Raw genomic sequence first — 21,715 nt, forward strand, 5'->3', positions numbered from 1 at the left:
CTTCCCCTTCCTGAGCGGGCGGGGACCCGGCGGTGCGTACGGGCCCGCCGGACCTGAGAGGGCCCCTTGAGCAACAGTCGACACGTCCCGGTGATGCTCCAGCGGTGCCTGGACCTGTTGGCACCCGCCCTGGAGCGGCCGGGAGCGGTGGTCGTCGACTGCACGCTCGGCCTCGGCGGCCACAGCGAGGCGCTGCTCACCCGCTTCCCGGAGGCCCGCCTCGTCGCCCTGGACCGCGACAAGGAGGCCCTGCGCCTCTCCGGCGAACGCCTCGCCCCCTTCGGGGAGCGCGCCACCCTTGTGCACGCCGTCTACGACGAGCTGCCCGAGGTACTGGAGCGGCTCGGCCTCGCGCGCGTGGAGGGCGTTCTGTTCGACCTCGGCGTCTCCTCCATGCAGCTGGACGAGGCCGACCGCGGCTTCGCCTACGCCCAGGACGCGCCCCTCGACATGCGCATGGACCAGACGACCGGCATCAGCGCCGCCGAGGTCCTCAACACCTACGCACCCGGTGAACTCGTCCGCATCCTGCGGGCGTACGGCGAGGAGAAGCAGGCCAAGCGGATCGTGTCGGCGGTCGTCCGCGAGCGCGACAAGGAGCCGTTCGGCAACAGCGCGCGGCTCGTCGAGCTGATCCGCGACTCGCTGCCCCAGGCCGCCAAGCGCACCGGCGGCAACCCGGCCAAGCGGACCTTCCAGGCGCTGCGCATCGAGGTCAACGGTGAACTGTCCGTCCTGGAGAGGGCGATTCCCGCCGCCGTGAAGTCCCTTGCCGTGGGCGGCCGGATCGCCGTCCTGTCGTACCACTCGCTCGAAGACCGCCTGGTGAAGCAGGTGTTCGCGGCCGGCGCGGCCAATACCGCGCCTCCTGGGCTGCCGGTGGTGCCCGAGCAGTACCAGCCCCGGCTCAAGCTCCTGACGCGCGGTGCCGAACTTCCCACCGAGGAAGAGGTCGCCGAGAACCGGCGGGCGGCACCCGCGCGGCTGCGGGGGGCCGAGCGCATCAGGGAGGACATCGGGTGAGTACGTACCAAGTGAGTGCGGGGTGCGTGGGTGAGTAGGAAACCCGAACTGAGGGGCAGGGCAGCCCGGCTCGCGCGGCTCTTTCCGACCGGGCCCGCGCAGTCGGGCGGGATCCAGGCGGCCCGGACCCCGTTCGTCCTCCTTGTCGTGCTTCTCCTCGGCGGCGGTCTGATCGCGCTGCTCGTGCTGAACTCCGCGCTCAGCGAAGGGCAGTTCAAGCTGGACGACCTCCAGAAGCAGACGAAGAGCCTCACCGACGAGGAGCAGGCCCTCCAGCGGGACGTGGATGCCTATTCCGCCCCCGACGCCCTCCAGCGCCGCGCACACGAACTGGGCATGGTGCCCGGGGGAGACCCCGCCTTCCTCGACCCGAACGGCACCGTGAAGGGTGTCCCGGAGCAGGCCACCGCGGAGAAGACCGTGAGCACCCCGGCGGTGCTCGCCCCCGAGGCGCTCATCAGCAGGCCGAGCCCGAGCCCGACCCCCGCGGCCGGCGCGGCGGCACCCGTGGCCACCCCCACGCCCACTCCGGCCCGGTCCGTACAGCCCGTAAAGCCCGCGCAGTCCACGACAGTTCAGTCCTCCACCCCGACTACACCCGGCAGGTGACGGAAGTGTCCGACAGGGAACCGCCGCGCCGCCGAGTGCCCGGACCGGCCAGGCCCGAACGGCCCGATGCCCGGCGCCGCCCCGGGCCCGGCGCCCGCCCGGCCCGCCGCCCGGCATCGGCCCCTCCCGCGGCCCGTCCGGCGGGCCCGCGCTCCCTCCGGCTCGGCAGCCCCCGCCCCCGGCTGCGCATGATCAGCCTCGCGCTGACGCTCGTCCTGATCGCGTTCGTCGTACGACTGCTCCAGGTGCAGGCCGTCGACGCGAGCGCGTACGCCGCCAAGGCCGCGCAGAACCGGTACGTCGACTACGTCCTGGCCGCCGAGCGCGGTGAGATCACCGACCGTTCCGGAGTGGCCCTCGCGACCAGCGTGGACGCGTACACGATCACCGCCGACCCGACGCTGTTCACCCGCAAGCAGCTCAAGATCGACGACGGGCCCGAACAGGCGGCGGCCCTCCTCGCCCCGATCCTCGGCGTGGACCAGGCCTCGATCGTCAAGAAGCTCAGGCCGGCGAACAAGAACCTGCGCTACGTAGTGCTCGCCAACCGGCAGACCCCGCAGGTCTGGAAGCAGATCAAGGACCTGAAGAGCGCGCTCACCACCAAGTCCGGAACCGACCCGACCACCGTCAACGTCCTTGCCGGTGTCCTCGCCGTCCCCACCACCAGGCGCGTGTACCCGAACGGCGATCTCGCCGCCGGGATACTGGGCTGGGTCAATGCGGACGGCAAGGGCGGCGGCGGGGTCGAGCAGCAGCTCAACAAGGATTTGACCGGCAAGGACGGCAAGGTCCGCTACGCCCAGTCCGGCGGCCTCCAGGTGCCCACCGCGGGCTCCACGGAGACGCCGGCAGTGCCCGGTTCCGACGTCGAGCTGACGATCGACCGCGACATCCAGTGGGCCGCGCAGAACGCCATCACGGAGCAGGTGAAGAAGTCCAAGGCGGACCGCGGGTACGTGATAGTCCAGGACACCCGCACCGGAGAGATCCTCGCCATGGCCAACGCGCCCGGCTTCGACCCGAACGACCTCGCCCAGGCCAACGCGGCCTCCCTGGGCAACGCGGCCCTCCAGGACGCCTACGAGCCCGGTTCCACCGCCAAGGTCATGACGATGGCCGCCGTACTCCAGGAGAACGTGGCCACCCCGCTGACGCACGTCGTCGTGCCGAACCGGCTGCACCGCGGTGACCGCCTCTTCCAGGACGACGTCGACCACGCGACCTGGAACCTCACGCTCAACGGCGTCCTCGCCAAGTCCAGCAACATCGGCACCATCGAGGCGGCCGGCCAGCTCGGCAAGACGCAGCCCGAGGCCAACGAGGTCCTGTACTCGTATCTGCGCAAGTTCGGCATCGGCAGCTACAGCGGGCTCGACTTCCCCGGCGAGACCAAGGGCATCCTCGCGCCCGCCTCCAAGTGGTCGACCTCGCAGCAGTACACGATTCCTTTCGGCCAGGGCATGTCCCTCAACGCGCTCCAGGCGGCCTCCGTCTACTCGACGGTCGCCAACGGCGGAGTCCGCGTCGAACCCACCCTGGTGCGCGGTACGAAGGGGCCCGACGGCCGCTTCACACCCGCCGCCACGCCCAAGAAGACCCGGGTCATCAGTGCGAAGACGGCGAAGACCCTCGCCCAGATGCTGGAGTCCGTGGTGGACGACGAGCAGGGCACCGGCGGTAAGGCCGCCATTCCGGGGTACCGGGTCGCAGGGAAGACCGGTACCGCCAACCGTGTCGATCCGGCCACCGGCAAGTACAAGGGCTACACCTCGTCGTTCGCCGGGTTCGCGCCCGCCGACAACCCCCGCATCACCGTCTACTGCGCGATCCAGAACGCCACCAGCGGAAGCTACTTCGGCGGTCAGATCTGCGGACCGATCTACAAGCAGGTGATGGAGTTCGCCCTCAAGACCCTCCAGGTCCCGCCCACCGGGGCGAAGGCCGCGAACCTGCCCGTGACCTTCACTCCCTGATCAGCGCAACAGCCAGGAACCGATCCGTGACCATGATCACTTCCCATTCCGGGAACCAGGGCGAGCCCCGCCCCTCGCTTCGCTCGGAGGCAGGTGCGCCCGGTACGCTCACCGCCGTGCCATCCGCCGATCAGTCCCAACCACCCCAGAAGGGCGCATCCGTGACATACCCGGGGCCGCCCAGGCCGGCGCAGCTCTCCGCCACACCCCTCGCGGAACTCGCCGGCCAACTGGGCGCCGCCGAGCCGCCGACCACGACCGCAGAGGTCACGGGCATCACCCATGACTCGCGCGCCGTCCGCCCCGGCGACCTGTACGCCGCGCTGCCCGGTGCCCGCCTGCACGGCGCCGACTTCGTGACCCAGGCGGCCGGCCTCGGCGCCGTCGCCGTCCTCACGGACCCGGCGGGCGCCGACCGCGCGGCGGCAACAGGCCTGCCGGTCCTGGTCGTAGCCGATCCGCGCGGGCAGATGGGCGAGCTGGCGGCCACCATCTACGGCCACCCTGGCCGCGATCTGCTCCAGATCGGCATCACCGGCACCTCCGGGAAGACGACCACCGCGTACCTCGTAGAGGGTGGGCTGAAAACGGTCCGGTCCACCGGTCTGATCGGGACGGTCGAGACGCGCATCGGCGACGAGCGCATGAAGTCGGAGCGCACGACCCCCGAAGCCACCGATCTCCAGGCCCTGTTCGCGGTCATGCGCGAGCGCGGGGTCGACGCGGTCGCCATGGAGATCTCCAGCCACGCACTGGTCCTCGGCCGGGTCGACGCCTGCATCTTCGACATCGCGGTCTTCACCAACCTCAGCCCGGAACACATGGAGTTCCACTCGGGCATGGAGGACTACTTCCAGGCCAAGGCGCAGCTGTTCACGCCGCTGCGCAGCCGGCAGGGAGTGGTGAATCTCGACGACGAGTACGGCCGCAGGCTCGCGCGCGAGGCCACGGTCCCCGTGACCACGTATTCCGCGGAGGGCAACCCGGACGCCGACTGGCGCGCCGAGGACGTCCAAGTCGGCCCGATGGACTCGACGTTCACCGCGGTCGGCCCCAAGGGGGAGCTGATCACCGCGAGATCGCCGCTGGCCGGCTCCTTCAACGTGGCCAACACCCTCGCCGCGATCGCCGCCCTCGCCACCGCGGGCCTCGACCCGCAGCTCGCCGCCGACGGCATCGCCGCCGTGCCGGGCGTGCCGGGGCGCCTGGAGCGCGTGGACGCCGGGCAGCCGTATCTCGCGGTCGTCGACTACGCCCACAAGACGGACGCCGTCGAATCGGTCCTGCGCGCGCTGCGCAAGGTCACCGAGGGCAAGGTGCACGTCGTGCTCGGCTGTGGCGGGGACCGGGACAAGACGAAACGCGAGCCGATGGGCGCCGCCGTGGCGCGGCTCGCCGACACCGCCGTACTGACGTCGGACAACCCCCGCTCCGAGGACCCCCTCGCGATCCTCGCGACCATGCTCCAGGGGGCGGCATCCGTGCCGGCGCACGAGCGCGGCGAGGTCCAGGTCTTCGAGGACCGGGCCGCCGCGATCGCCGCCGCCGTCGCCCGCGCACAGCCGGGCGACACCGTGCTGGTCGCGGGCAAGGGCCACGAGCAGGGCCAGGACATCGCCGGAGTGGTCCGTCCCTTCGACGACCGCCAGGTGCTTCGCGAAGCTATCCAGAAGACCCAGGGATGAACTTGTGATCGCCCTCTCCCTCGCCGAGATCGCAGAAGTCGTCGGCGGGCAGACGCACGACATACCGGATCCGTCCGTCCAGGTCACCGGCCCGGTGGTCCGCGACTCCCGGGAAGTGGAACCCGGCAGCCTCTTCGTCGCCTTCGTCGGCGAGCACGTCGACGGCCACGACTTCGCGAACGCGGTCGTCGAGGCGGGCGCGGTGGCCCTCCTGGCGTCCCGCCCGGTCGGCGTGCCCGCGATCGTCGTGGACGACGTCCAGAGCGCCCTGGGCGCCCTCGCCCGGCATGTCGTACGACGGCTCGGCGCGACCCTCGTGGCCCTCACCGGCTCGGCGGGCAAGACCAGCACCAAGGACCTCATCGCCCAGGTGCTCGCGCGCAAGGCGCCCACAGTGTTCACGCCGGGATCGTTGAACAATGAGATCGGGCTGCCGCTGACCGCGCTGAGCGCCACCGACGAGACGAGGTTCCTCGTCCTGGAGATGGGCGCCCGCGGAATCGGTCACATCCGCTACCTCACGGATCTGACGCCCCCGCAGATCGGCCTCGTCCTCAACGTCGGCACAGCCCACATCGGGGAGTTCGGCGGCCGGGAGCAGATCGCGCAGGCAAAGGGTGAACTCGTAGAAGCGCTCCCTTCAGTTGAAGAGGGCGGTGTCGCGGTCCTCAACGCCGACGATCCGCTCGTACGGGCCATGGCATCCCGTACGAAGGCGAAGGTGATCCTTTTCGGAGAGTCCGGCGAAGCGGACGTACGGGCCGAGAACGTCAGACTCACGGACAGCGGACAGCCCGCCTTCAGCCTTCACACACCCTCCGGGTGCAGCGAAGTGACCATGCGCCTGTACGGTGAGCACCACGTGTCGAACGCGCTCGCCGCGGCCGCCGTCGCCCATGAGCTGGGCATGTCCGCAGACGAGATCGCCACCGCGCTCTCCGAGGCGGGCTCCCTCTCCCGCTGGCGGATGGAGGTCACCGAGCGTTCGGACGGCGTGACCATCGTCAACGACGCCTACAACGCGAACCCCGAGTCCATGCGAGCCGCCTTGCGCGCGCTCGCTGCAATGGGCAAAGCCTCACAGGCAAAGGGGGGCCGGACCTGGGCGGTGCTCGGCAAGATGGCCGAGCTCGGGGACGAGGCGCTCGCCGAGCACGACGCGGTCGGACGGCTGGCCGTCCGGCTCAATGTCGGCAAGCTCGTCGCGGTCGGGGGCAGGGAAGCGTCCTGGCTGCAACTGGGCGCATATAACGAGGGTTCGTGGGGTGAGGAGTCGGTGCACGTGTCCGACGCACAGGCGGCGGTCGACCTGTTGCGCAGCGAGTTGCGCCCGGGAGACGTCGTTCTCGTGAAGGCGTCCCGTTCGGTCGGTCTGGAGAGCGTGGCGCAGGCGCTCGTCGAGGCCGGTACCGAGGGTGAGGTTGCCGTCCGATGATGAAGCAGATCCTGTTCTCAGGAGTCATCGGCCTGTTCCTGACCCTGGTGGGCACCCCGCTGCTGATCAAGCTGCTGGCCCGCAAGGGCTACGGCCAGTACATCCGTGACGACGGCCCGCGTGAGCACGCCAGCAAGCGCGGTACGCCGACGATGGGCGGTATCGCCTTCATCTTCGCGACGGTCGCCGCGTACTTCCTGTCCAAGGTCATCACCGGCTACACGCCGACCTATTCGGGTCTGCTTGTGCTCGGTCTGATGGTCGGCATGGGCCTGGTCGGCTTCCTCGACGACTACATCAAGATCGTCAAGCGCCGTTCGCTGGGCCTGCGGGCCAAGGCGAAGATGGCCGGCCAGCTGATCGTCGGCATCAGCTTCGCGGTGCTCGCCCTGCAGTTCCAGGACGCCCGCGGCAACACCCCGGCCTCCACGAAGCTGTCGTTCATCACGGACTTCGGCTGGAAGATCGGCCCGATCCTGTTCGTGATCTGGGCGCTGTTCATGATCCTCGCGATGTCGAACGGCGTGAACCTGACGGACGGTCTGGACGGCCTGGCCACCGGCGCCTCGGTCCTGGTCTTCGGTGCCTACACCTTCATCGGTGTCTGGCAGTTCCAGGAGTCCTGCGCCAACGCGACGACCCTGACCAACCCGAACGCCTGCTACGAAGTGCGCGATCCGCTCGACCTCGCGGTCATCGCCTCCGCGCTGATGGGGGCCTGCCTGGGCTTCCTGTGGTGGAACACCTCGCCGGCCAAGATCTTCATGGGGGACACCGGTTCGCTGGCCCTCGGCGGTGTCCTCACCGGTCTGGCGATCCTCTCCCGCACCGAGCTGCTGGTCGCCATCATGGGTGGCCTCTTCGTCCTCATCACCATGTCGGTGGTCATCCAGGTCGGCTCCTTCAAGCTCACCGGCAAGCGGGTCTTCCGAATGGCCCCGCTCCAGCACCACTTCGAACTCAAGGGCTGGTCCGAAGTGCTCGTGGTGGTCCGCTTCTGGATCATCCAGGGCATCTGCGTGATCGTCGGCCTGGGCCTCTTCTACGCGGGATGGGCAGCGGAAAAGTGACCGATGGGCAGGGGCTCTCCTGGGAGGGCAAGCACGTCACCGTCGCCGGACTCGGCGTCTCCGGGATCCCGGCGGCCAAGGTCCTGCACGGCCTAGGCGCGCTCGTCACGGTCGTCAACGACGGCGACGACGAGCGCTCCCGGGCCCAGGCCGCGGAGTTGGAGGCGCTCGGCATCACCGTGCGCCTCGGCGACGGAGCGACCCTGCCCGACGGCACCGAACTGATCGTCACCGCCCCTGGCTGGCAGCCCGACAAGCCGCTGTTCACGGCGGCCCGTGAGGCGGGCGTCGAGGTGTGGGGCGACGTGGAGCTGGCATGGCGCCTGCGCGGCCGGGACGGTAAAAAACCAGCCCCCTGGCTGGCCGTCACCGGCACCAACGGCAAGACCACCACCGTCCAGATGCTCGCCTCGATCCTGAAGGCGGGCGGCCTGCGCACGGCCGCCGTCGGCAACATCGGCGTCTCGGTCCTCGACGCCGTACTCGGGGACGAGCAGTACGACGTCCTCGCCGTCGAACTGTCGAGCTATCAGCTCCACTGGGCGCCCTCGCTGCGCGCCCACTCCGCCGCCGTCCTGAACCTGGCGCCCGATCACCTCGACTGGCACGGCTCCATGGAGGCGTACGCCGCCGACAAGGGCCGTATCTACGAAGGCAATCGGGTCGCCTGCGTCTACAACCTCGCCGACAAGGCCACCGAGGACCTGGTCCGCGAGGCCGATGTCGAGGAGGGGTGCCGGGCCGTCGGGTTCACGCTGGGCAGCCCCGGGCCCTCCCAACTCGGCGTCGTGGACGGCATCCTGGTCGACCGAGCCTTCGTCGAGGACCGCCAGCGCAACGCGCAGGAACTCGCCGAGGTCGCGGACGTCAATCCGCCCGCCCCGCACAACATCGCCAACGCTCTTGCCGCCGCTGCCCTCGCGCGCGCCTTCGGGGTGCCCGCCAAGGCCGTACGGGACGGGCTGCGGGCCTTCACGCCCGACGCGCACCGCATCGCGCACGTGGCCGATGTGGACGGTGTCGCGTACATCGACGACTCCAAGGCCACCAACACCCATGCGGCGGAAGCCTCGTTGGCGGCCTACGAGTCGATCGTGTGGATCGCGGGCGGACTTGCGAAGGGTGCCACCTTCGACGAACTCGTCGCCAAGTCGGCAAAGCGACTTCGGGGCGTGGTGCTGATCGGCGCCGATCGTGCGCTCATCCGGGAAGCCCTCGCGCGACACGCCCCGGAAGTACCCGTCGTCGACCTCGCCCGGACCGACACTGGGGCGATGCTCGCGGCTGTCCAGGAGGCACAGCGGCTCGCCGCCGCCGGCGACACGGTGCTGCTCGCCCCGGCCTGCGCCTCCATGGACATGTTCGCCAACTACAACAAGCGCGGTGACGCGTTCGCCCAGGCGGTTCGCGAACTCGGCGTCTGACCGACGTGAGCGGAGGCGCTGATGCCCAGTAGCCGTACCGGCCGGCCGCCCGTGCAGCAACGGACCCCCAGACGTCCCGCCGCCGCACGGACCGTACGCGACAACCCCGTACGACGGCTGTACGCCAACGCCCGCCGGGCCTGGGACCGGCCGCTGACCGCCTACTACCTGATCGCCGGCGGCAGCGTGCTGATCACCGTGCTGGGTCTGGTGATGGTCTACTCGGCCTCCCAGATCACGGCGCTCCAACTGTCGCTGCCCGGCTCGTATTTCTTCCGCAAACAGTTTCTCGCCGCCTGTATCGGCGGGGTGATGGCGCTCGCCGCCTCGCGGATGCCGGTCAAACTGCACCGGGCGCTGGCCTATCCGATCCTCGCGGGCGCCGTCTTCATGATGGCGCTGGTGCAGCTGCCGGGGATAGGGATGTCGGTCAACGGCAACCGGAACTGGATCTCCCTCGGCGGCTCCTTCCAGATCCAGCCAAGTGAGTTCGGCAAGCTCGCCCTCGTCCTGTGGGGCGCCGATCTGCTCGCCCGCAAGCAGGACAAGGCGATGCTGTCCCAGTGGAAGCACATGCTGGTGCCGCTGGTGCCGGTCGCGTTCATGCTGCTCGGACTGATCATGCTCGGCGGCGACATGGGTACGGCGATCATCCTCACCGCGATCCTGTTCGGCCTGCTCTGGCTGGCCGGTGCGCCGACCCGGCTCTTCGCCGGAGTGCTGTCGATCGCGGCCGTGATCGGTGTGATCCTCATCAAGACCAGCCCCAACCGGATGGCCCGGCTCGCCTGCATCGGCGCCACCGAGCCCAAGACCGGGGTCGCCGACTGCTGGCAGGCCGTGCACGGGATCTACGCGCTCGCATCCGGCGGGATCTTCGGCTCCGGGCTCGGTGCGAGTGTGGAGAAATGGGGTCAACTCCCCGAGGCCCACACCGACTTCATCTTCGCCGTCACCGGGGAGGAACTGGGCCTGGCAGGGACGCTGTCGGTCCTCGCCCTCTTCGCGGCTCTAGGCTATGCGGGTATCCGCGTGGCCGGACGCACGGAGGACCCCTTCGTGAGGTATGCCGCGGGAGGCGTGACCACCTGGATCACCGCTCAGGCGGTGATCAACATCGGTGCGGTGCTCGGCCTGCTGCCGATCGCCGGCGTCCCGCTCCCGCTGTTCTCCTACGGGGGTTCCGCCCTGCTGCCGACCATGTTCGCCATCGGGTTGCTGATCGCCTTCGCGCGCGACGACCCCGCTGCGCGGGCGGCGCTTGCGATGCGGCAACCCCGCTTTGGTAGAAAACGGGGGGCCAGGGGACCCGGTTCCGGCCGGAGTCCCCGCAGATGGAACACGATGCGACGGCGTGCCTCGGCGGCGCGTTCGTCCGGAGAGCGGTGAATTTCGGTGCATGTCGTACTCGCCGGTGGGGGGACCGCCGGCCACATCGAGCCCGCGCTCGCCCTCGCGGACGCCCTGCGCAGGCAGGACCCCACTGTGGGGATCACGGCCCTGGGCACGGAACGCGGCCTTGAGACCCGCCTCGTACCCGAGCGGGGCTACGAACTCGCGCTGATCCCCGCCGTACCGCTGCCCCGCAAGCCCACCCCGGAACTGATCACCGTGCCGGGCCGGCTGCGCGGCACGATCAAGGCCGCCGAGCAGATCCTGGAGCGCACCAAGGCGGACGCGGTCGTCGGCTTCGGCGGCTATGTGGCACTGCCCGGCTATCTCGCCGCCAAACGCCTCGGCGTGCCGATCGTGATCCACGAGGCCAACGCCAGGCCCGGGTTGGCCAACAAGATCGGCTCGCGCTACGCGGCCCAGGTCGCCGTCTCCACCCCGGACAGCAAGCTGCGGGGCGCCCGTTACATCGGCATCCCGCTGCGCCGCTCCATCGCCCTCCTGGACCGCGCGGCCGTACGGCCCCAGGCCCGGGCCGCGTTCGGGCTCGACCCGAACCTGCCGACGCTGCTGGTCTCCGGCGGCTCGCAGGGCGCCCGGCACCTCAACGAGGTGGTCGAGCGGGTCGCGCCGTACCTCCAGCAGGCCGGAATCCAGATCCTGCACGCGGTCGGCCCGAAGAACGAACTGCCGCAGGTGCACCAGATGCCGGGGATGCCCCCCTATATCCCGGTACCGTACGTGGACCGGATGGACCTCGCGTACGCCGCGGCCGACATGATGCTCTGCCGCGCGGGCGCGATGACCGTCGCCGAACTCTCCGCCGTCGGACTCCCGGCCGCCTACGTCCCGCTGCCCATCGGCAACGGCGAACAGCGGCTGAACGCCCAGCCGGTGGTCAAGGCCGGCGGCGGACTCCTGGTCGACGACGCGGAACTGACGCCCGAGTGGGTCCAGGGCAACGTCCTGCCCGTGCTCGCCGACCCGCACCGGCTGTACGAGATGTCGCGCGCGGCAAGCGAGTTCGGCCGCCGGGACGCCGACGACCTGCTCGTCGGCATGGTGTACGAGGCGATCGCCTCGCGGCACCGTTAGTCATATGTGAGAGAGGCAGGGGAGCGTGGCCGGACCGAGCACCGCCGAACGCGGTGAACGCCAACAGGAGTCGTCCGGCCCGCCCCTTGTCCGGCGCCTGGGGCCGCGACGCCTTCGTCTGATTGTCGTACTCGCCCTCGCCGCAGTCCTGTTGGGCACCGCCGCGGTCTGGCTGCTCTACGGTTCGCAGTGGCTGCGGGTGGAGAAGGTCTCGGTCTCCGGGACCAAGGTTCTGACGCCGGAGCAGGTGCGCGAAGCCGCCGGTGTACCGGTCGGCGGACCGCTCATTTCCGTCGACACCGATGCGATCGAAGCCCGACTCCGCAGGAAATTGCCCCGAATTGACACCGTTGACGTGGTCCGTTCCTGGCCTCATGGAATCGGGCTGAAAGTGACCGAACGCAGCCCGGTTCTGGTGGTGAAAAAGGGCGGAAACTTTGTCGAAGTGGACGACGAGGGCGTGCGATTCGCCACCGTTTCCACGCCACCGAAGTCCATCCCCACCCTCGAATTGACGCTCTCTCCCACGGCTTCCTCCGCCGCCGGCCTGCGCCGCTTCGGCGAGGACCGACTCGTCCGCGAGGCGGTGCGCGTCGCAGGCGACATTCCGGCCGCCGTCGCGCGCGACACCCAAGTCGTCAAGGTCCGTTCCTACGACGACATCTCACTGGAGTTGAGCGGCGGCCGGACCGTCTCCTGGGGAAGTGGCGACAAGGGCGCGGCGAAGGCGCGTACGCTCACCGCTCTCATGAAAGCAGCTTCCGGAGCCCGGCACTTCGACGTAAGTGTTCCCACCGCCCCTGCGTCAGCCGGGAGTTGACGCACATTCGCGCAGGCCAGCACCCTGGTTGGGCAGCGCTACGGCTGATCACATAGGGTGAAAAGAAAAACGGGAGGTTCGGCGTGTTCGTTGAACGTGCGCCACTTGTCGACTTAGTGTCCTGTTCAGAAGACTTCAAGGAACGGACACACTGGTAACCCTAAACTTCAACGTTAGGGTTCGGGTCGGCGCTACGGACCGTCCCATTCGGCATCCGTCGTCGGGTCGCGGAACACCGCGATCGACGACACGTAACTCGAGGCGAGAGGCCTTCGACGTGGCAGCACCGCAGAACTACCTCGCAGTCATCAAAGTCATCGGTGTCGGCGGCGGTGGTGTCAATGCCATCAACCGGATGATCGAGGTCGGTCTCAAGGGCGTCGAGTTCATCGCCATCAACACCGACGCGCAGGCGCTGTTGATGAGCGACGCCGACGTCAAACTCGACGTCGGCCGCGAACTCACCCGCGGACTCGGCGCCGGCGCCAACCCGGCCGTCGGCCGCAAGGCCGCCGAGGATCACCGCGAGGAGATCGAGGAGGTCCTCAAGGGGGCCGACATGGTCTTCGTGACGGCAGGCGAAGGCGGCGGCACCGGCACCGGCGGCGCCCCCGTCGTGGCCAACATCGCGCGCTCCCTGGGCGCCCTCACGATCGGCGTGGTCACCCGACCCTTCACCTTCGAAGGACGGCGCCGGGCCAACCAGGCGGAGGACGGCATCGCCGAACTCCGCGAAGAGGTCGACACCCTCATCGTCATCCCGAACGACCGGCTGCTGTCCATCTCGGACCGCCAGGTCTCCGTCCTCGACGCCTTCAAGTCGGCGGACCAGGTCCTGCTCTCCGGCGTCCAGGGCATCACCGACCTCATCACCACGCCCGGCCTGATCAACCTCGACTTCGCCGACGTCAAGTCCGTGATGTCCGAGGCCGGTTCGGCCCTCATGGGCATCGGCTCGGCCCGCGGCGACGACCGCGCGGTGGCGGCGGCCGAGATGGCGATCTCCTCGCCGCTCCTCGAAGCCTCCATCGACGGCGCCCGCGGCGTCCTGCTGTCCATCTCCGGCGGCTCCGACCTCGGCCTGTTCGAGATCAACGAAGCGGCCCAACTGGTCAGCGAGGCCGCCCACCCCGAGGCCAACATCATCTTCGGCGCGGTCATCGACGACGCCCTGGGCGACGAGGTCCGGGTCACGGTCATCGCGGCCGGCTTCGACGGCGGCCAGCCGCCGACCCGCCGCGAGTCGACCATGGGCTCGTCCTCGGCCCGCCGCGACGAGCCGACCCCGGTACGGCAGGCCGAGAGCCGTCCGTCCTTCGGCTCGCTCGGCAGCGTCAAGCCGAAGGAGGAGCCGGAGCCCGCCCAGGAGCCGGTCGCCGACCTCCCGATCGCCCCGCCGGTCCCGCCGTCGCGGACCTACTCGGACAGCGCCGCCGAGGAGCTGGACGTGCCGGACTTCCTGAAGTGATAGGACAGCTCGACACCGTGAGCGGCGCGCATTTCGCCTTCACCGACAGGTGGGGCGGGGTGAGCGCCGTTCCGTACGAGGAGCTCAACCTCGGCGGCGCGGTCGGCGACGACCCCGACGCGGTACGTACCAATCGCGAACTGGCCGCCAAGTCACTGGGGTTGGACCCGGCGCTGGTGGTCTGGATGAACCAGGTGCACGGTGCGGACGTGGCGGTCGTCGACGGGCCCTGGGGCGCCGCCGACATCCCCTCCGTGGACGCGCTCGTCACCGCCCGGCGCGGACTCGCCCTCGCGGTCCTGACCGCCGACTGCACCCCGGTCCTGCTTGCCGACCCGGTCGCCGGGATCGCGGGCGCGGCCCACGCCGGACGCCCGGGCATGGTGGCAGGGGTCGTACCCGCCGTCGTACGGGCCATGGTGGAACTCGGCGCCGATCCCGTCCGGATCGTCGCCCGCACAGGACCCGCCGTCTGCGGCCGGTGCTACGAAGTGCCCGCGGACATGCGCGCCGATGTCGCCGACGTGGAACCCGCGGCGTACGCCGAGACGAGTTGGGGCACTCCCGCGGTCGACGTGACCGCCGGAGCGCACGCGCAGCTCGACCGGCTCGGGGTGCGCGACCGGGAGCAGTCGCCGGTGTGCACCCGTGAATCGGGCGACCACTTCTCGTACCGCCGCGACCGCACGACCGGGCGGCTCGCGAGCTATGTGTGGCTGGACTGATGGTGCATGACGGACCGTAGGGACGAACTCGCCGTAAATCTGGCGAAAGTCGAGGAGCGCATCGCCGCCGCCTGTGCCGCGGCCGGGCGGAAGCGCGAAGAGGTGACCCTGATCGTGGTCACCAAGACCTATCCGGCGAGCGACGTACGAACGTTGGCCGAACTCGGTGTGCGTCATGTCGCAGAGAACCGGGACCAGGACGCCGCCCCGAAGGCGGCCGAATGCGCGGATCTGCCGCTGAGTTGGCACTTCGTCGGCCAGTTGCAGACCAACAAGGTGCGATCCGTGGCCGGTTACGCCGATGTCGTGCAGTCGGTCGACCGGGCCCGGCTCGTGACCGCGCTGTCGAAGGAGGCCGAGCGCTCCGGGCGCGAACTGGGCTGTCTCATCCAGGTCGCGCTGGACGCGGGAGTCAGCGGGCGGGGCGAGCGCGGTGGCGTCGGACCGGGCGGCATCGGGGAGTTGGCCGACCTGGTGGCCGACTCCCCGGGGCTGCGGCTCGACGGTCTGATGACCGTCGCTCCGCTCACCGGGGAGTACGCGGGACGCCAACAGGAGGCGTTCGGGCGGTTGATGGATTTGTCGACTGACCTGCGCCGAGCCCATCCGGCTGCGAACATGGTGTCGGCAGGGATGAGTGCGGACCTCGAACAGGCCGTGGCAGCCGGAGCGACACATGTACGCGTCGGCACTGCGGTACTCGGCGTCCGCCCCAGGCTCGGGTAACGTCGCCAGGAAGTCGGACCACAGCAGAAAATATGGTCATTGCCGCCGCAGGCGGGCTTAACGACCTCGTGGATCGCGGGCACTTGGCAGTCGTCAGCCGATCCACCACAGAGCGGAGGACTCAGAGAATGGCCGGCGCGATGCGCAAGATGGCGGTCTACCTCGGCCTCGTGGAGGACGATGGGTACGACGGCCGGGGTTTCGACCCCGATGACGACTTCGAACCCGAACTGGACCCGGAGCCCGAGCGGGACCGTCGACGGCACGAGCCGTCGCACCAGGCGCACAGTTCACATCAGTCCCAAAGGGACGAACCGGTACGAGTGGTACAGCCTCCGGCCCCTCGCGACCCGGTGTCCCATTCCGCTTCACTGGGTGCGGAATCAGGGCGTCCGGCGCGCATCGCGCCCGTGGCATCCATCACACAAGAACGCCAGTCCCTGGAGAAGAACGCACCGGTGATCATGCCCAAGGTCGTGTCGGAACGAGAGCCTTACCGGATCACCACACTTCACCCCCGGACCTACAACGAGGCCCGTACCATCGGGGAACACTTCCGTGAAGGCACCCCGGTGATCATGAATCTGACTGAGATGGATGACACAGACGCCAAGCGACTTGTCGACTTTGCGGCCGGTTTGGTGTTTGGTCTTCACGGCAGCATCGAGCGGGTGACGCAGAAGGTGTTCCTGTTGTCGCCTGCTAACGTCGATGTCACGGCGGAGGACAAGGCCCGCATCGCAGAGGGCGGGTTCTTCAATCAGAGCTGAGACAGACAGCCGCTAGGAAGCACGGAACAGGGGAGAGGGAAACACAGACCATGAGCGTGTTCGCGCAGGTGATCTACATCGCGCTGATGGTGTTCCTCATCGTGCTCATCTTCCGGTTGGTCATGGACTACGTCTTCCAGTTCGCCCGCTCATGGCAACCCGGCAAGGCGATGGTGGTCGTTCTGGAGGCCGCCTACACTGTCACCGATCCACCGTTGAAGCTTCTACGGCGGTTCATTCCGCCGTTGCGTCTCGGGGGCGTGGCGCTCGACCTGTCCTTCTTCGTCCTGATGATCATCGTCTACATCTTGATCTCTATCGTGGGCAATCTCGCGGGGTGACAGTGGACGATACGGTCTTGCCGACTGCCGATGACTACGTTGAGGTGAAGAGATGCCGTTGACCCCCGAGGACGTGCGGAACAAGCAGTTCACGACCGTCCGCCTCCGAGAAGGCTATGACGAGGACGAGGTTGATGCCTTCCTCGACGAGGTCGAAGCCGAACTGACGCGCTTGCTCCGCGAGAACGAGGACCTGCGCGCCAAACTGGCCGCGGCCACGCGTGCCGCTGCCCAGAACCAGCAGAACATGCGCAAGCCCCCGGATCAGGACCAGCAGCAGGGCGGCATGCAGCAACAGGGGATGCCCCAGCAGGGCATGCCCCCGCAAGGCATGCCGCAGCAGGGCATGCGCGGTCCGGGCGCCCCGGTGCCCGCCGGCATATCGGGCCCGCCGCAGCAGCAGATGGGCGGCCCCATGGGCGGCCCGCCCCAGCTGCCGAGCGGTGCCCCGCAGCTGCCGCCCGGCCCCGGCCAGGGTGGCCCGCAGGGCCAGGGTCCGATGGGGCAGGGCCCCATGGGCCAGGGTCCGATGCAGGGCCAGATGGGCCAGGGCCAGATGGGTCAGGGCCCGATGCAGGGCCAGATGCAGCAGATGGGCCAGGGCCCGATGCAGGGTCAGATGGGCCAGCCCCCCATGCAGCAGCAGATGGGCATGGGCGGACCCATGGGCGGCGGCATGCCGCAGCAGGGCCCCGGTGGCGACAGCGCCGCCCGTGTCCTCTCGCTGGCCCAGCAGACCGCCGACCAGGCGATCGCCGAGGCCCGTTCCGAGGCCAACAAGATCGTCGGCGAGGCCCGTTCGCGCGCCGAGGGTCTTGAGCGTGACGCCCGTGCCAAGGCCGACGCCCTGGAGCGGGACGCGCAGGAGAAGCACCGCGTCGCGATGGGCTCCCTGGAGTCCGCCCGCGCCACGCTGGAGCGCAAGGTCGAGGACCTGCGCGGCTTCGAGCGCGAGTACCGCACGCGTCTGAAGTCCTACCTGGAGTCCCAGCTGCGCCAGTTGGAGACCCAGGCCGACGACTCGCTGGCTCCGCCGCGTGCTCCGGCCGCCGCGTCGCTTCCGCCGTCCCCGGCGCCCTCGATGGCCCCGGCCGGCGCGAGCGCCCCGTCGTACGGCGGCCCGCAGGGTATGGGTGGCATGGGCGGCATGGGAGGTGGCCCGGCTCCGGCCGGTCCGTCCTACGGCGGCCAGCAGCAGATGTCCCCGGCGATGACTCAGCCGATGGCTCCGGTACGGCCGCAGGGCCCCTCCCCGATGGGCCAGGCTCCCTCGCCCATGCGCGGCTTCCTGATCGACGAGGACGACAACTGACCGGCCTCTAGTACGCCTTGGGCGTCGGCAGCGTTCAAAGGGCGGGGCCCCCGGAATCTTCCGGGGGCCCCGCCCTTTTGCGTGCGGTTCCTTCAGGGGCGCGGGGCTGTATCGATTTGCGGCTCCGCCGCGTGGGCGCACGTTTCCAGGTCCCACCCGAGCCAATGAGCAAGGGCCCAGCCTCCTCCACGGAGACCGGGCCCTTTCTCACACCAGTGGTGTCTACGCCTTACGCAGGCGGAACACCAGCGACAACCCCTCGTCCGTGAACGGCACGCCGTACGCGTCGTCCGCCTCGCCCTGGGTGAAGTCCAGGGCCAACACCTCGTCGGCGATCAGCTGAGCGTGCTCGGCCAGCGCGGAGATGACCTCAGGGTCGGTCGACGTCCAGCGCAACGCGATCCGGTCGGCCACGTCCAGGCCGCTGTTCTTGCGGGCCTCCTGGATCAGCCGGATCGCGTCACGGGCCAGGCCCGCCTGCCGCAGCTCCTCCGTGATCTCCAGGTCGAGGGCGACCGTCGCCCCCGAGTCGGACGCCACGGACCAGCCCTCGCGCGGGGTCTCTGTGATGATCACCTCATCCGGAGCCAGCGTGATGGTCTCGCCGTCCACCTCGACGGTCGCCGTGCCCTCGCGCAGGGCGAGGGACAGGGCAGCCGCGTCGGCGTTCGCGACGGCCTTCGCGACATCCTGGACGCGCTTGCCGAACCGCTTGCCCAGGGCGCGGAAGTTGGCCTTCGCCGTGGTGTCGACCAGCGAACCGCCGACCTCGCTCAGCGAGGCGAGCCCCTCGACGTTCAGCTCCTCCGTGATCTGCGCGTGCAGTTCGCGGTCCAGGGCGGCGAAGCCCGTAGCCGCGATCAGCGCGCGGGACAGCGGCTGGCGCGTCTTGACGCCCGACTCCGCGCGCGTGGCCCGGCCCAGCTCCACCAGACGCCGTACGAGGACCATCTGCTTCGACAGCTCGGGGTCGATGACGGACAGGTCCGCCTCCGGCCACGAGGACAGGTGGACGGACTCCGGGGCGCCCGGGGTCACCGGGACGACGAGGTCCTGCCAGACCCGCTCGGTGATGAACGGGGTCAGCGGGGCCATCAGTTGCGTGACCGTCTCGACGACCTCGTGCAGGGTGCGCAGCGCGGCCTTGTCGCCCTGCCAGAAGCGGCGACGCGAGCGGCGGACGTACCAGTTGGAGAGGTCGTCGACGAACGCGGAGAGGAGCTTGCCCGCGCGCTGGGTGTCGTAGGACTCCAGAGCCTGTGTCACCTGGTCGGTGAGCGCGTGGAGTTCGGACAGCAGCCAGCGGTCCAGGACCGGGCGGTCGGCCGGGGCCGGGTCCGCCTCGCTCGGCGCCCAGTCGGACGTGCGCGCGTACAGGGCCTGGAAGGCGACCGTGTTCCAGTACGTCAGGAGGGTCTTGCGGACGACCTCCTGGATCGTGCCGTGGCCCACCCGGCGGGCTGCCCACGGGGAGCCGCCCGCCGCCATGAACCACCGCACAGCGTCCGCCCCATGGCGGTCCATCAGCGGGATCGGGTCCAGGGTGTTGCCCAGGTGCTTGGACATCTTGCGGCCGTCCTCGGCGAGGATGTGGCCGAGACAGACCACGTTCTCGTACGACGACTTGTCGAAGACCAGGGTGCCGACGGCCATCAGCGTGTAGAACCAGCCGCGGGTCTGGTCGATGGCCTCGCTGATGAACTGCGCCGGGTAGCGGGACTCGAAGAGTTCCTTGTTCTTGTGCGGGTAGCCCCACTGCGCGAACGGCATCGAACCCGAGTCGTACCAGGCGTCGATGACCTCGGGCACGCGCGTCGCCGTCTCGCCGCACTGGGGGCAGGCGAAGGTGACCGCGTCGATGAACGGGCGGTGCGGGTCCAGGGCCGACTGGTCGGTGCCGGTCAGCTCGGTCAGCTCCGCGCGGGAGCCGACGACCGTGAGGTGGTTGTCCTCGCAGCGCCAGATCGGGAGCGGGGTGCCCCAGTAACGGCTGCGGGACAGCGCCCAGTCGATGTTGTTGTTCAGCCAGTCGCCGTACCGGCCGTGCTTGACGGTGTCCGGGAACCAGTTGGTGTTCTCGTTCTCCTGGAGGAGGCGGTCCTTGACGGCCGTGGTGCGGATGTACCAGGAGGGCTGCGCGTAGTACAGGAGCGCGGTGTGGCAGCGCCAGCAGTGCGGGTAACTGTGCTCGTACGGCACGTGCTTGAAGAGCAGACCGCGGTCCTTGAGGTCCTCGGTGAGCTTTTCGTCGGCCTTCTTGAAGAAGACACCGCCCACGAGCGGGACGTCCTCGGCGAAGGTGCCGTTCGGGCGGACCGGGTTCACGACCGGCAGGCCGTACGCGCGGCAGACCTTGAGGTCCTCCTCACCGAAGGCGGGGGACTGGTGGACCAGCCCCGTACCGTCCTCGGTCGTCACGTACTCCGCGTTCACCACGTAATGCGCCGGCTCCGGGAACTCCACGAGCGCGAACGGACGTTGATACGTCCAGCGCTCCATCTCGGTGCCGGTGAAGGTCTCACCGGTGGTCTCCCAGCCCTCGCCGAGGGCCTTGGCGAGCAGCGGCTCGGCTACGACGAGCTGCTCCTCGCCGTTCGTCGCGACGACGTAGGTGACCTCGGGGTGGGCGGCGACGGCGGTGTTGGACACCAGCGTCCAGGGCGTCGTCGTCCACACCAGGAGTGCGGCGCGGCCGGCCAGCGGACCGGAGGTGAGCGGGAAACGGACGTACACGGAGGGGTCGACGACGGTCTCGTAGCCCTGCGCCAGCTCGTGGTCCGAGAGGCCCGTCTGGTCGCGCGGGCACCAGGGGGCGACGCGGTAGTCCTGGACCAGCAGGCCCTTGTTGAAGATCTCCTTGAGCGACCACCAGACCGACTCGATGTACTCGGGGTCCATCGTGCGGTACGCGTCTTCGAGGTCGGTCCAGTACCCCATGCGGGTCGTCAGGGCCTCGAAGGCGTCGGTGTGCCGGGTCACGGACTCGCGGCACATGGCGTTGAACTCGGCGATGCCGTACGCCTCGATGTCCTGCTTGTCGGTGAAGCCCAGCTCCTTCTCGACCGCGAGCTCCACCGGGAGACCGTGGCAGTCCCAGCCGGCCTTGCGGCCCACGTGGTAGCCGCGCATGGTCCGGAAGCGGGGGAAGACGTCCTTGAAGACGCGCGCCTCGATGTGGTGGGCGCCCGGCATGCCGTTGGCCGTGGGCGGGCCCTCGTAGAACACCCACTCGGGGCGCCCCTCGGACTGGTCCAGGGTCTTGGCGAAGATCTTCTGATCGCGCCAGAAGTCGAGCACGGCGTGCTCCAGCGCGGGCAGGTCGACCTGGGCGGGCACCTGGCGGTACGTCGGCGTTGTCATCAGCGAGCTTCCTCCGGCGGACTTTCTGCCTTCCGTCCGGAGGGACGAGAGCTACGACTTTCCGTACGCCGTGTGCGGCGCGCTCCCGCGGTACCACCCTCCTTGGCTCCCCGGTGCACCCTGCGCACCAGTGAGCCCCCTCATTGGGGTCGCGATACCGGGTCTACTGGCCACGGCCGGTCGGCTGCGGCTTTCTTCCGGCGGCTCCGGGGTGATCTTCACGTCGCGCTCGCCCCCGGGCTTCCACCGTCCCCGGGTCGCTCTGGGCTGCGTACGCCGCTACTCGTCCCCATCCACGCTTCTCGCTCCGCCCAGTGTACGGGCCCGCGCCGACAGCGGCCGACCGGTTTTGCGGGGGGCTCGGCGGGTGCTTCGCGCGGAGGCTTCCCGGCCTGCCGTATGACTCGAATGGCGCTGAACGCGCGTTCGAGATCCTGGGTGCCGAGCCCGGCGGATTACCCGGCGGGGAGCTGGGCACAACGCA

Annotated in this window: 17 protein-coding genes; 16 read left to right on the top strand and 1 reads right to left on the bottom strand. The window is 69.6% G+C overall.

Annotated elements, in window-relative coordinates:
• The first annotated feature begins 66 nt into the window (after positions 1–66).
• From rsmH to OC490_RS23160, 16 genes are all read left to right on the top strand, one after another.
• On the top strand, positions 67–1,023 hold the full coding sequence (gene rsmH, locus OC490_RS23085; protein ID WP_262059884.1) for a 16S rRNA (cytosine(1402)-N(4))-methyltransferase RsmH: 957 nt from the start codon (positions 67–69) through the stop codon (positions 1,021–1,023).
• Positions 1,024–1,053: 30 nt separating this feature from the next.
• On the top strand, positions 1,054–1,632 hold the full coding sequence (locus OC490_RS23090) for a septum formation initiator family protein (protein ID WP_262059885.1): 579 nt from the start codon (positions 1,054–1,056) through the stop codon (positions 1,630–1,632).
• 5 nt (positions 1,633–1,637) lie between these two features.
• Positions 1,638–3,608 carry a penicillin-binding protein 2 gene (locus OC490_RS23095; RefSeq protein WP_315986694.1) on the top strand — a complete coding sequence of 657 codons (1,971 nt, stop codon included), beginning with the start codon at positions 1,638–1,640 and terminating at the stop codon, positions 3,606–3,608.
• Between the two features lie 161 nt (positions 3,609–3,769).
• Positions 3,770–5,293, top strand: a complete 1,524-nt coding sequence (locus OC490_RS23100; protein WP_262060064.1) for a UDP-N-acetylmuramoyl-L-alanyl-D-glutamate--2,6-diaminopimelate ligase — start codon at positions 3,770–3,772, stop codon at positions 5,291–5,293.
• Positions 5,294–5,297: 4 nt separating this feature from the next.
• Positions 5,298–6,728: a UDP-N-acetylmuramoyl-tripeptide--D-alanyl-D-alanine ligase gene (gene murF, locus OC490_RS23105; protein ID WP_262059887.1), complete on the top strand. Its 1,431-nt coding sequence runs from the start codon at positions 5,298–5,300 to the stop codon at positions 6,726–6,728.
• Entirely contained in the window at positions 6,725–7,798 is a 1,074-nt protein-coding gene (gene mraY, locus OC490_RS23110) for a phospho-N-acetylmuramoyl-pentapeptide-transferase (RefSeq protein ID WP_262059888.1), read from the top strand. The genes murF and mraY overlap by 4 nt, the downstream gene beginning before the upstream one ends.
• Complete coding sequence (murD, locus tag OC490_RS23115; protein WP_262059889.1) at positions 7,780–9,222, top strand: UDP-N-acetylmuramoyl-L-alanine--D-glutamate ligase; 1,443 nt, start codon at positions 7,780–7,782, stop codon at positions 9,220–9,222. The genes mraY and murD overlap by 19 nt, the downstream gene beginning before the upstream one ends.
• A gap of 21 nt (positions 9,223–9,243) precedes the next feature.
• Positions 9,244–10,611, top strand: coding sequence for a putative lipid II flippase FtsW (gene ftsW, locus OC490_RS23120; protein WP_262059890.1), 1,368 nt, complete (start codon positions 9,244–9,246; stop codon positions 10,609–10,611).
• A 6-nt stretch (positions 10,612–10,617) separates the two neighbouring features.
• On the top strand, positions 10,618–11,709 hold the full coding sequence (murG, locus tag OC490_RS23125; protein ID WP_019067754.1) for an undecaprenyldiphospho-muramoylpentapeptide beta-N-acetylglucosaminyltransferase: 1,092 nt from the start codon (positions 10,618–10,620) through the stop codon (positions 11,707–11,709).
• A 25-nt stretch (positions 11,710–11,734) separates the two neighbouring features.
• Positions 11,735–12,529, top strand: a complete 795-nt coding sequence (locus OC490_RS23130; protein WP_262059891.1) for a cell division protein FtsQ/DivIB — start codon at positions 11,735–11,737, stop codon at positions 12,527–12,529.
• A 277-nt stretch (positions 12,530–12,806) separates the two neighbouring features.
• On the top strand, positions 12,807–13,997 hold the full coding sequence (gene ftsZ / locus OC490_RS23135) for a cell division protein FtsZ (RefSeq protein WP_262059892.1): 1,191 nt from the start codon (positions 12,807–12,809) through the stop codon (positions 13,995–13,997).
• Positions 13,994–14,722 carry a peptidoglycan editing factor PgeF gene (gene pgeF / locus OC490_RS23140; protein WP_262059893.1) on the top strand — a complete coding sequence of 243 codons (729 nt, stop codon included), beginning with the start codon at positions 13,994–13,996 and terminating at the stop codon, positions 14,720–14,722. The genes ftsZ and pgeF overlap by 4 nt, the downstream gene beginning before the upstream one ends.
• A gap of 6 nt (positions 14,723–14,728) precedes the next feature.
• Positions 14,729–15,448, top strand: coding sequence for a YggS family pyridoxal phosphate-dependent enzyme (locus OC490_RS23145; RefSeq protein WP_262059894.1), 720 nt, complete (start codon positions 14,729–14,731; stop codon positions 15,446–15,448).
• Positions 15,449–15,576: 128 nt separating this feature from the next.
• Positions 15,577–16,218: a cell division protein SepF gene (locus OC490_RS23150; protein ID WP_026178397.1), complete on the top strand. Its 642-nt coding sequence runs from the start codon at positions 15,577–15,579 to the stop codon at positions 16,216–16,218.
• Positions 16,219–16,268: 50 nt separating this feature from the next.
• Positions 16,269–16,559 carry a YggT family protein gene (locus tag OC490_RS23155; RefSeq protein WP_019067748.1) on the top strand — a complete coding sequence of 97 codons (291 nt, stop codon included), beginning with the start codon at positions 16,269–16,271 and terminating at the stop codon, positions 16,557–16,559.
• A 52-nt stretch (positions 16,560–16,611) separates the two neighbouring features.
• A complete protein-coding gene (locus tag OC490_RS23160; RefSeq protein ID WP_200712995.1) occupies positions 16,612–17,871 on the top strand; it encodes a DivIVA domain-containing protein in 1,260 nt (419 codons plus the stop codon).
• Between the two features lie 222 nt (positions 17,872–18,093).
• On the opposite strand, the gene ileS is transcribed toward OC490_RS23160, so the two are convergent.
• Complete coding sequence (gene ileS / locus OC490_RS23165; protein WP_262059895.1) at positions 18,094–21,231, bottom strand: isoleucine--tRNA ligase; 3,138 nt, start codon at positions 21,229–21,231, stop codon at positions 18,094–18,096.
• Positions 21,232–21,715 lie beyond the last annotated feature (484 nt).

The organism is Streptomyces sp. STR69 (assembly GCF_024519455.1).
Taxonomy (GTDB): domain Bacteria; phylum Actinomycetota; class Actinomycetes; order Streptomycetales; family Streptomycetaceae; genus Streptomyces.

Bases quoted from the DNA above. Each gene is read 5' to 3' on its own strand.
- OC490_RS23145 (WP_262059894.1), top strand. From the start codon at position 14,729: ATGACGGACCGTAGGGACGAACTCGCCGTAAATCTGGCGAAAGTCGAG.
- ileS (WP_262059895.1), bottom strand. From the start codon at position 21,231: ATGACAACGCCGACGTACCGCCAGGTGCCCGCCCAGGTCGACCTGCCC.
- mraY (WP_262059888.1), top strand. From the start codon at position 6,725: ATGATGAAGCAGATCCTGTTCTCAGGAGTCATCGGCCTGTTCCTGACC.
- OC490_RS23160 (WP_200712995.1), top strand. From the start codon at position 16,612: ATGCCGTTGACCCCCGAGGACGTGCGGAACAAGCAGTTCACGACCGTC.
- OC490_RS23150 (WP_026178397.1), top strand. From the start codon at position 15,577: ATGGCCGGCGCGATGCGCAAGATGGCGGTCTACCTCGGCCTCGTGGAG.
- ftsW (WP_262059890.1), top strand. From the start codon at position 9,244: ATGCCCAGTAGCCGTACCGGCCGGCCGCCCGTGCAGCAACGGACCCCC.
- murD (WP_262059889.1), top strand. From the start codon at position 7,780: ATGGGCAGCGGAAAAGTGACCGATGGGCAGGGGCTCTCCTGGGAGGGC.
- OC490_RS23155 (WP_019067748.1), top strand. From the start codon at position 16,269: ATGAGCGTGTTCGCGCAGGTGATCTACATCGCGCTGATGGTGTTCCTC.